Source organism: Vibrio sinaloensis DSM 21326, from assembly GCF_000189275.1.
GTDB classification, from domain to species: Bacteria; Pseudomonadota; Gammaproteobacteria; order Enterobacterales; family Vibrionaceae; genus Vibrio; species Vibrio sinaloensis.
Genome location: NZ_AEVT01000048.1, coordinates 69,391 through 78,131 on the forward strand (window position 1 = coordinate 69,391; position 8,741 = coordinate 78,131).

Sequence of the window (8,741 nt, forward strand, 5' to 3'; positions counted from 1 at the left end):
GGCTCAATTCTAGACATTTTATAGGTCAAATGACAGCATCATCGTGCTTTTGGTGTGTTAATCGACTCTTCTCTCTGACCTGATTATCACCTGTTACGCTTATCAAGGATGATTGCTATGTCTACTCGGCTGGGTGTTTCACTTGCCACTTTACTTTTACTTGGTGCTTCAACAATGGTATTCGCTCAAGATGAGCCCCTGACCGTTAAGCAAGATGCTCCTACCAGTTACACCGTTGTGAAAGGGGATACCTTGTGGGATATCTCCGCTATGTATCTAGATAGTCCGTGGCTTTGGCCGCGTTTATGGCAAGTGAACCCTGAGATTGATAATCCGCATTTAATTTACCCTGGTGATAAGCTGAGCTTGATTTGGCGCAATGGTCAACCTGTCCTTAGCCTTAAACCGATGGTTAAGCTTAGCCCGAAAGTTCGCTTGCTCGAAAAGCAGGCGTTGCCAACGATTCAAGAAGGGCTAATGGTTCCCTATCTGGAGTCGGATCGTTTACTTGAAGCAACGGAGTTGACAGCAAGTGCGAGAGTGTTGGGGGCCAGTGATAGCAAGCAGTATTTAACTGATCTTCAGCATATTTATGTTTCTGGGGTTCATTCTGAACAGAAGTGGGGAGTCTATCGACCATTAAGTGAGTACCAACGAGGAGAGCATAAAATGGTCGCGCTTAAGCAAGTGGCTACCGCTGAGCTTGTTGGGGCAGAGAAAACATTTACTGGGCTGAATGTTGTTAGTCAATCTCAAGAAATTCTCGCCGATGATATTGCGATTCCTCTCGCCGAAGAAAAAGCTCACACTCTTTCGACGGTTTTCTACCCCACCCCCGCGACAGCACAGACGGTAGCCTCTATTTTGGGGGCGCTCGAGGGCAGTCAGTACGTCGGTCAGAATCAAGTCGTCGTGATAGATAGAGGGCATGACGACAAGTTGCGTCAAGGTTCCATGTTTGAGCTGTACGAGAGAGGGCAGCAATTGGATGACGACACTCAGTTGCCGAACACTGCTATTGGTAATCTCATGGTGATTCGCCCGTACCAATTCTTCAGCTTAGCGCTGGTCACTGAGAGTTCTCAACCAGTCAGCGAACGCACCCTACTTCAATCCCCACTGGACAGTTCAACTCAATGAATGAAAAAGCGCTAGCCGCATGGCTAGCTCTTTACTTCACTCCGCGTATCGGGCCAAAAACCTTCTCTAAACTTTGTGAGATTGAGTCGCCGCAATCTATTGTCCAATACAGTTCGCGTGATCTTAAAGCGATTGGCTTTAGCGACGCACAAGTTGACTTTCTTCGTCACCGCTCTGAATTATTGGTGGAACAGTGTTTATCTTGGCGGCAGCAAAATGCGCAGCGCTTTGTATTGACCGATCAAGATTCGAGTTACCCGTCACTGTTGAAACAAACCAGTGCTGCACCTGCGGTGCTATTTGTCGAAGGAAATGTTGAGGCTCTCTCACTCCCTCAGTTGGCGATAGTCGGTAGTCGCAACGCCAGTCTGGAGGGACTCAATTGCGCTCGAGAGTTTGCTAAAGCTTTGGTTCAGCAACAACTGGCTATCACCAGCGGCCTTGCATTAGGAGTAGATGGCTATGCTCATGATGGTGCTTTGAAGGGAGGAGGCTCAACGTTGGCCGTGCTAGGGAGTGGACTGAATAGCATTTATCCTGCTCGACACCGTCAACTTGCCGAGCGCATCATTGCTAGCGGGGCTCTCGTCTCTGAATTTCATCCATTGGCTAAACCGAAAGCGGATCATTTTCCACGCCGTAATCGAATCATCAGTGGCATGTCGGCTGGGGTACTCGTTATTGAAGCGGCGGAAAAGAGTGGATCTTTGATAACAGCGCGCTATGCCGCAGAACAAGGGCGGGATGTGTTCGCGATACCCAGCTCGATTCATCACCCGCAAGGACGTGGTTGTAACCTATTGATTAAGCAAGGAGCTTGTTTAGTTCAATGTGTTGAAGACGTGATTGCTGAAATGGATAGCTTGATCCGTTGGTCTAATCAAGAAACGAAGTCACAGCAGCATGAAATTTTTCCACTTAATGAATGCAAAGAAGAATTGCCATTTCCTCAGCTGTTAGCTAACGTAGGAAGTAAGGCTACACCAGTTGATATTCTTGCAAGCAGGACCAATATACCTGTACAAGAAGTCATGATGCAGCTCTTGGAGTTAGAGCTCTTAGGGTATGTTGTTGCAGTTTCCGGTGGCTATATTTTAAAGGGGAGGGGCGAGCTATGATGATGGATATCCTTATGTATCTGTTCGAGACTTACATCCATAGCGATGCAGAGTTACAAGTCAATCAAGATGAGCTAGAAGACGAGTTACTTCGTGCTGGCTTTCATCAAAAAGACATCTATAAAGCCCTTGTCTGGCTGGAAGAGTTGGCTGCTCTGCAGCAAAGTGAGGCCCACTCAGCGATTTCGGTGTGCAGTACATCGACATCGACCCGTATTTATACACCCAAAGAGTGCGAACGTTTAAGTCTGGAATGTCGTGGTTTTATTACCTTCCTTGAGCAGGTAAATGTGCTGACGACAGAAACCCGTGAAATGGTGATTGACCGAATTATGGGATTAGAGACGGATGAGTTTGAACTCGATGATCTTAAATGGATTGTTCTGATGGTACTGTTTAATGTACCGGGGAATGAAAATGCTTACACGCTAATGGAAGAGCTGTTGTACACCAAAGAACAGGGTGTTTTACACTAACGAGCTTCTACCGTGACCAAAAGCAGTAAAATCGATCAGCAATTGTTTTCAGCGCATGAGCATGCGCTGGAGCATCAAGCTTGTCCTAAGTGTCAGGCTGAGCAGCGCCAAGGTGAACTTCAACTTCGCCACGGTAAGCATGGGCCGTTTCTTGGCTGCGATCAGTACCCAAAATGTGACTACATTAAGCCTCTTCATCAAAACGATGGCCATATCGTTAAAGAGTTAGGTGTTCCTTGCCCGGAATGCGGCAATGAGCTGGTATTACGCCAGGGCCGCTATGGGATGTTTATAGGTTGCAGTCATTACCCTGATTGCCATCATATTGAATCTCTCGATCAACCGAAAGAAGACCAACAACCACAAAGTCACACTTGTCCTGAATGTAAAAAAGGGGCGTTAGTTGAGCGAAAAACACGATTTGGCAAACTGTTTTATGCTTGTGATAACTACCCCAAGTGCAAGTTTGCGGTCAACCAAGTACCTGTTACTGGCTCCTGTGAAAAATGCGGTTACTCATTGCTGGTGGAAAAGAAACTGGCGAGCGGCGCAAAGCGACAATGTGCGGACAGGAAGTGTCACCACATTCAACAAGATGAAAACTAAAAACGGCGCATCAAGCGCCGTTTTTTATTGCTAAGAGATGGGTTACTTAGTGAAGTTCGCGGCAAACTGATGAACGGCTGGAAAAGCCTCTTTGTCGAGTACATCAGCTAGCGCGCACAGTTTACGTTGCAGCTCTCCACTGTAATCACCACAGACGTTGATGTGACCCATTTTACGGCCTGTACGTTTTTCTTTGCCGTACCAATGAATGTATACGCCATCCATCGCGAGCAGTTCGCAAGGAAGAGAATCTTCACCCAAGATATTAATCATCGAGGTTTCACGAATCAGTTTGGTGCTGCCGAGGGGTAAGCCACACACCGCTCTTAAATGGTTCTCAAACTGACAAGTTTCCGCACCTTGTTGGGTCCAGTGACCAGAGTTATGTACTCGTGGGGCAATCTCATTGACCAGTAAGGTACCGTCGACATCGAAAAACTCCAGAGCAAGTACGCCAACGTAATCAAGCTTATCCGCAACAGCAGTAAACATCTCTTTTGCTTGCGCTTGCAGTTCAGTATCTGCGATAGCTGTTGAAAGGGTCAGTACACCATTGGTATGAACATTTTCTGCTAGTGGGTAAACCGCAACTGAGCCATCTGTGCCACGAGCGCCAACCAATGAGACTTCGCGCTTAAAAGGTACAAACTCTTCTGCCACGATGGCTTGGGTATCTGTAGCGGCAATACACTGTGCCATTTCTGCCCAAATAGCATCGATTTGATGGCGATCTTTAAGGCGCCATTGTCCTTTGCCGTCGTAACCGCCAAGCGCACTCTTCAATACCATTGGAATTCCAACGTGTTCGATAGCGTTATCAAAGTCTTCGCGAGTATTGATCACAAAATAGTTCGCGTTACGCACGCCGGCACTATCGAGCAGGGCTTTTTCTATGCGTCGATCGCCACCGGTTTTAATTGCCTCAGTTGTTGGAAAGAATTTTCCACTTTGTTCACATACCGCGAGAATATCGTGTGGGATGTGTTCAAACTCCGCGGTGATCACGTCCGCTTGCGCAATCGCGTTGTTCAACCCGTGACCGATGACAGCCTGAGTGAGGGGATGGACAATATTTTCACTGCCTACATCATAGGCTGCAATCTCAATATTAAGCGGAGCACCAGCGAGTGACATCATTCGTGCCAATTGCCCCGCTCCGAGCACAAGAACCTGCATCGAGTTAATCCTCAGCTGGGTTTGGGTTTGCCAGTACCGTTTCGGTTTGTTCTGCGCGGAACGCCTCAACTTTGGCCATCACGGCTTCGTCATGCGTACCGAGTATTTGTGCTGCTAAGATCCCCGCGTTTGCGGCGCCTGCTTCACCAATCGCTAGAGTACCAACGGCAATACCTTTCGGCATTTGAACGATAGAGTAGAGGGAGTCGATGCCGCTAAGAGCGCGAGACTGGACAGGTACGCCTAGTACAGGCAGTGAGGTGAACGCCGCCGCCATGCCAGGTAAATGCGCCGCACCGCCTGCACCCGCAATGATCACTTTCAAGCCGCGTTCTTTGGCGCTGGTGGCGTAGTCTGCAAGCAGTTGAGGTGTTCGGTGGGCAGAAACGACTTTTGTTTCATACTCAACCCCAAATCTGTCTAGCATCTCTGCGGCTAGTTTCATAGTTGGCCAATCAGATTTAGAACCCATGATGATACCGACTTTCATCTCAAACTCCTTCAAAGCTGCGCGTTATAGGTAAGGCAATCAATTTGAGCGCATTATACGGGGATTTTTGCTTGAAGCAAACGTTTGCGTCGGGTTTGAAATTAGATTGACACAATTTATAAATAAATAGCTTTAGGCTCCTATCAGGATTGTTTGTACACTTATCAAAAACAGAGATTCAGCAGGAAGTATTTGTGGAAAATTTTGATCAAGCGCTCAACGCTTTAAAGCAAGGTGAAGTGATTGCCTACCCAACGGAAGGTGTATTCGGCGTCGGATGTGATCCTGATAACCCTGAAGCGATAGAAAAGCTACTCACTCTTAAGCAACGCCCAGTTGAGAAAGGGCTTATTCTGATTGCTGCCAGCTACCAACAATTGCTGCCCTACATTGATGAGACGCAACTATCAGAAGAGCAACTTAAGCGTGTACATCAAACTTGGCCTGGCCCTGTGACTTGGATTATGCCATGCAGTGATAAAGTATCGAGTTGGGTGTCGGGCCAATTTGATTCGATTGCTGTACGTGTAACGGATCATCCTTTAGTACAAAAGATGTGTAATGCATTTGGAAAGCCGTTAACCTCTACCAGCGCGAATCTTACGGGTGAGCCACCTTGCATGACCACAGAAGAAGTGTATCGCCAACTAGGTGATAAGTTGGTTGCGGTGTTGGAAGGTGAGACTGGCGGTCGAGATAAACCAAGTGAGATTAGAGACGCAAAAACGTCACAAGTATTAAGACAAGGTTAACCTTGCAAAGGAAGAAAGATGTCAGCGATTGATAAACACGCGGTGAAGCAGTTCTTGATGGAACTTCAGGACTCCATCTGTCAGCAGCTTGAGCAGGCCGATGGGAAAGCAGAATTTATTGAAGATGCTTGGCATCGTGAGCCTGGTGAAAAGCTGGGGGGCGGTGGCAGAACTCGTGTTATGCGTGATGGGGCGGTATTCGAGCAAGGTGGCGTTAACTTCTCTCATGTTGAAGGTAAAGAAATGCCCGCTTCTGCCACGGCACATCGCCCTGAGTTAGCTGGACGCCGCTTTGAAGCAATGGGTGTCTCATTGGTTATGCACCCTCATAACCCATATGTTCCCACCTCCCATGCCAATGTGCGATTCTTTATTGCTGAAAAAGAGGGAGAAGAGCCGATTTGGTGGTTTGGCGGTGGCTTCGACTTAACGCCTTTCTATCCATTTGAAGAAGATGCTCAGTATTGGCATAACACGGCAAAGGAAGTATGCGCGCCATTTGGCAGTGAAGTGTACGCAGAACATAAAGTTTGGTGTGATAAGTACTTCTACCTTCCTCATCGCGATGAAACTCGTGGTGTTGGTGGACTGTTTTTTGATGACCTAAATCATTGGCAGTTTGATAAATGCTTTGACTACATTAAAGCCGTTGGTCAAGGTTATTGCCAAGCGTACTTACCGATCGTTGAGCGTCGTAAAGAGACTGAATATGGTGAGCGCCAGCGTCAGTTCCAATTGTATCGTCGCGGACGTTACGTCGAGTTTAACCTAGTATTTGATCGTGGCACTCTGTTTGGACTTCAAAGTGGTGGCCGTACAGAGTCAATATTAATGTCTATGCCACCTTTAGCTCGTTGGGAATATAACCACCAAGTAGAGCAGGGGTCACCCGAAGCGGAGCTATACGAGCACTTCCTCAAACCTCGAGAGTGGTAAGGCTTTCTTCCTTATATAGATAGTGATAGGGTCAATGTTTCGCATTGACCCTTTTTCGTTCTGACAGGTAAGGATATGACTCAGCAAATAGACAGTTACGTCGTTTTTGGTAACCCAATCTCTCAAAGTAAATCACCCTTTATCCATACCTTGTTTGCGCGTCAAACCAACCAATCTTTAACCTACACCACAAGCAGTCCCGATAAGGATGCGTTTCAGCAGGCCGCAAGTGAATTTTTTGCGAAAGGCGGCAAAGGTTGTAATGTCACCGTACCTTTTAAAGAGGATGCCTTTCAGTTTGCTACTCGATTGACGCAACGTGCTCAATTGGCGGGGGCTGTAAATACGCTTAAAAAGTTAGATGACGGAGAGATCATTGGAGATAACACCGACGGTGAAGGGTTGGTTCAAGACCTACTGCAATATCAAGCCGCTCTGGAAGGTGCCAAAATTCTTTTGATAGGCGCAGGCGGAGCAGCGCGCGGTGTAATCAAGCCACTGCTCGACCAGCATCCTGCTGAATTGGTGATTACAAATCGCACCTTTGCTAAAGCAGAGCAGTTAGCTGAGATGTTTTCCGTTTATGGCAAGGTTTCCGCCCTACCTATGGAGCAAGCGACTCAAGCTTATGATGTGATCATTAATTCAACCTCTTCTAGTTTGTCCGGTGAATTGCCTGATATCTCGGCAACGATTTTTGCGCCGAATAGTGTGGTCTATGACATGATGTACGGCTCTGGCAAAACAACCTTCAATCAATGGGCAGGTGAGCAAGGTGTTCGCAAGGCTTACGATGGTTTGGGTATGTTGGTCGGTCAGGCGGCAGAAAGTTTTATGTTGTGGCGTGGTATTCGACCGGGTACAAAACAGGTATTGCGTGAATTAAGAAAAAACCTAGAGGGTGTGTAATGAATCAATCCATTCTATTTCCAGACATTCAATCTTGGGATGAAGATAAGCAAGCGGTGTTGTTCTCAGCTCAGCAAGCTGGAGCCCTGATTCAATGCATGGTCAGAATAAGCGAACTCGAGCGACTGTCTGGTCAAACGATTACTGGTGAACAGCAAGCTCTTGAGGTTTTCTCTCAATATCGTTTCGATCTTGAAGAGCTTGCTGAAGAATTGATTGAAGATGAAGAGTTCGACTCACTCGGCTGGGTAGAGGTGGTTAGTTAACCTCTTTTACTTGGTGAAGGTAATCTTCTTTATTTTGTACGTAGTTGTCGGCAGACTTTTGTAAGAAAGCTCGTTCCTTATCATTGAGTGGCCTAGCTTGTTTTACTGGACTGCCGACATAGAGAAATCCGCTTTCAAGAACTTTTCCCGGTGGCACTAGGCTACCGGCTCCGATCATCACTTCCTCTTCTATTGTCACTCCATCTAATACAATGGCTCCCATACCAACCAATACTCTGTCTTTGATTGTACAGCCGTGCAGCATGACTTTATGACCGATGGTCACATCGTTGCCAATGATCAGAGGGTAGCCATCGGGATTGCCTTTATTCTTGTGGGTGACGTGTAAAACACTGCCATCCTGAATATTGGTTCGCGAACCAATATGAATATGGTTAACGTCGCCACGAGCGGCAACAAGTGGCCAGACACTTGAGTCATCGCCAATCTGAATATCGCCAACCAATATCGAGCTACTATCTATATAGACGCGTTGACCAATTTGAGGCTGGATACCTTTATAACTACGTAGTGAGCTCATTATTTGTCCTTTTATAGGCTAGTTGGAGCCGCTAATGGGCCAGAAAAGTGATAAAAATAGCGGTTTTTGAATAGAAAATACCCAAACAATAAAAAAATCAAAAAAAACTGCAAAAAGGGCTTGCCAATGTGATGCTGATCTCTATAATGCCCCCTCGCTGACACGGGAACGCTTCAATAGAAACGAGAACGAAGTTAGCAAGGTCAATTAGCCAAGTGGAAACGCTTGAAAAAAGTTTGAAAAAAGTGGTTGACACTAAACTTTATCTCGCTAAAATGACCGCCTCTTCCGAAGTGATGCGAGTCACAAAGAAGAAAGCTCTTTAAAAATA

11 protein-coding genes are annotated in these 8,741 nt (G+C 46.7%); 8 read left to right on the forward strand and 3 right to left on the reverse strand.

Going from position 1 to position 8,741, the window contains the following annotated elements:
- Positions 1 to 90 precede the first annotated feature (90 nt).
- The 4 genes from RH45_RS07135 to RH45_RS07150 are packed head-to-tail and all read left to right on the forward strand — an operon-like array spanning position 91 to position 3,340.
- Positions 91 to 1,140, forward strand: a complete 1,050-nt coding sequence (locus RH45_RS07135) for a LysM peptidoglycan-binding domain-containing protein (RefSeq protein ID WP_050796251.1) — start codon at positions 91 to 93, stop codon at positions 1,138 to 1,140.
- Complete coding sequence (gene dprA / locus RH45_RS07140) at positions 1,137 to 2,258, forward strand: DNA-processing protein DprA (RefSeq protein WP_008075543.1); 1,122 nt, start codon at positions 1,137 to 1,139, stop codon at positions 2,256 to 2,258. Before RH45_RS07135 ends, dprA begins: the two co-directional genes overlap by 4 nt.
- Positions 2,255 to 2,734, forward strand: coding sequence for a DUF494 family protein (locus RH45_RS07145; protein WP_008075545.1), 480 nt, complete (start codon positions 2,255 to 2,257; stop codon positions 2,732 to 2,734). The genes dprA and RH45_RS07145 overlap by 4 nt, the downstream gene beginning before the upstream one ends.
- A 12-nt stretch (positions 2,735 to 2,746) precedes the next feature.
- Entirely contained in the window at positions 2,747 to 3,340 is a 594-nt protein-coding gene (locus RH45_RS07150; protein WP_008075547.1) for a DNA topoisomerase family protein, read from the forward strand.
- Between the two features lie 42 nt (positions 3,341 to 3,382).
- Here the strand turns inward: RH45_RS07150 and RH45_RS07155 are convergent, their stop codons facing one another.
- Positions 3,383 to 4,516, reverse strand: a complete 1,134-nt coding sequence (locus RH45_RS07155; protein WP_008075548.1) for a 5-(carboxyamino)imidazole ribonucleotide synthase — start codon at positions 4,514 to 4,516, stop codon at positions 3,383 to 3,385.
- A 4-nt stretch (positions 4,517 to 4,520) separates the two neighbouring features.
- Positions 4,521 to 5,006 carry a 5-(carboxyamino)imidazole ribonucleotide mutase gene (gene purE / locus RH45_RS07160; RefSeq protein WP_008075549.1) on the reverse strand — a complete coding sequence of 162 codons (486 nt, stop codon included), beginning with the start codon at positions 5,004 to 5,006 and terminating at the stop codon, positions 4,521 to 4,523.
- 194 nt (positions 5,007 to 5,200) lie between these two features.
- Between purE and RH45_RS07165 the strand changes: the two genes are divergently transcribed.
- The 4 genes from RH45_RS07165 to RH45_RS07180 all read left to right on the forward strand — a co-directional run bounded on the left by RH45_RS07165 (position 5,201) and on the right by RH45_RS07180 (position 7,869).
- Entirely contained in the window at positions 5,201 to 5,758 is a 558-nt protein-coding gene (locus RH45_RS07165) for an L-threonylcarbamoyladenylate synthase (protein WP_008075550.1), read from the forward strand.
- Between the two features lie 18 nt (positions 5,759 to 5,776).
- The gene (hemF, locus tag RH45_RS07170; RefSeq protein WP_008075551.1) at positions 5,777 to 6,694 is read left to right on the forward strand and encodes an oxygen-dependent coproporphyrinogen oxidase; all 918 of its coding nucleotides are present in this window, start codon (positions 5,777 to 5,779) and stop codon (positions 6,692 to 6,694) included.
- Positions 6,695 to 6,769: 75 nt separating this feature from the next.
- Positions 6,770 to 7,603: a shikimate dehydrogenase gene (aroE, locus tag RH45_RS07175; RefSeq protein WP_008075552.1), complete on the forward strand. Its 834-nt coding sequence runs from the start codon at positions 6,770 to 6,772 to the stop codon at positions 7,601 to 7,603.
- Positions 7,603 to 7,869: a DUF1488 family protein gene (locus RH45_RS07180; protein ID WP_008075553.1), complete on the forward strand. Its 267-nt coding sequence runs from the start codon at positions 7,603 to 7,605 to the stop codon at positions 7,867 to 7,869. The genes aroE and RH45_RS07180 overlap by 1 nt, the downstream gene beginning before the upstream one ends.
- Here the strand turns inward: RH45_RS07180 and RH45_RS07185 are convergent.
- Positions 7,862 to 8,410, reverse strand: a complete 549-nt coding sequence (locus tag RH45_RS07185) for a gamma carbonic anhydrase family protein (protein ID WP_008075555.1) — start codon at positions 8,408 to 8,410, stop codon at positions 7,862 to 7,864. The two genes, RH45_RS07180 and RH45_RS07185, sit on opposite strands and share 8 nt — an antisense overlap.
- Positions 8,411 to 8,741: the final 331 nt, after the last annotated feature.

What these genes read in the sequence shown, in the direction of transcription:
- RH45_RS07185 (WP_008075555.1), bottom strand. Translation starts at nt 8,410, where the DNA reads ATGAGCTCACTACGTAGTTATAAAGGTATCCAGCCTCAAATTGGTCAA.
- RH45_RS07180 (WP_008075553.1), top strand. Translation starts at nt 7,603, where the DNA reads ATGAATCAATCCATTCTATTTCCAGACATTCAATCTTGGGATGAAGAT.
- dprA (WP_008075543.1), top strand. Translation starts at nt 1,137, where the DNA reads ATGAATGAAAAAGCGCTAGCCGCATGGCTAGCTCTTTACTTCACTCCG.
- purE (WP_008075549.1), bottom strand. Translation starts at nt 5,006, where the DNA reads ATGAAAGTCGGTATCATCATGGGTTCTAAATCTGATTGGCCAACTATG.
- RH45_RS07145 (WP_008075545.1), top strand. Translation starts at nt 2,255, where the DNA reads ATGATGATGGATATCCTTATGTATCTGTTCGAGACTTACATCCATAGC.
- RH45_RS07155 (WP_008075548.1), bottom strand. Translation starts at nt 4,516, where the DNA reads ATGCAGGTTCTTGTGCTCGGAGCGGGGCAATTGGCACGAATGATGTCA.
- hemF (WP_008075551.1), top strand. Translation starts at nt 5,777, where the DNA reads ATGTCAGCGATTGATAAACACGCGGTGAAGCAGTTCTTGATGGAACTT.
- aroE (WP_008075552.1), top strand. Translation starts at nt 6,770, where the DNA reads ATGACTCAGCAAATAGACAGTTACGTCGTTTTTGGTAACCCAATCTCT.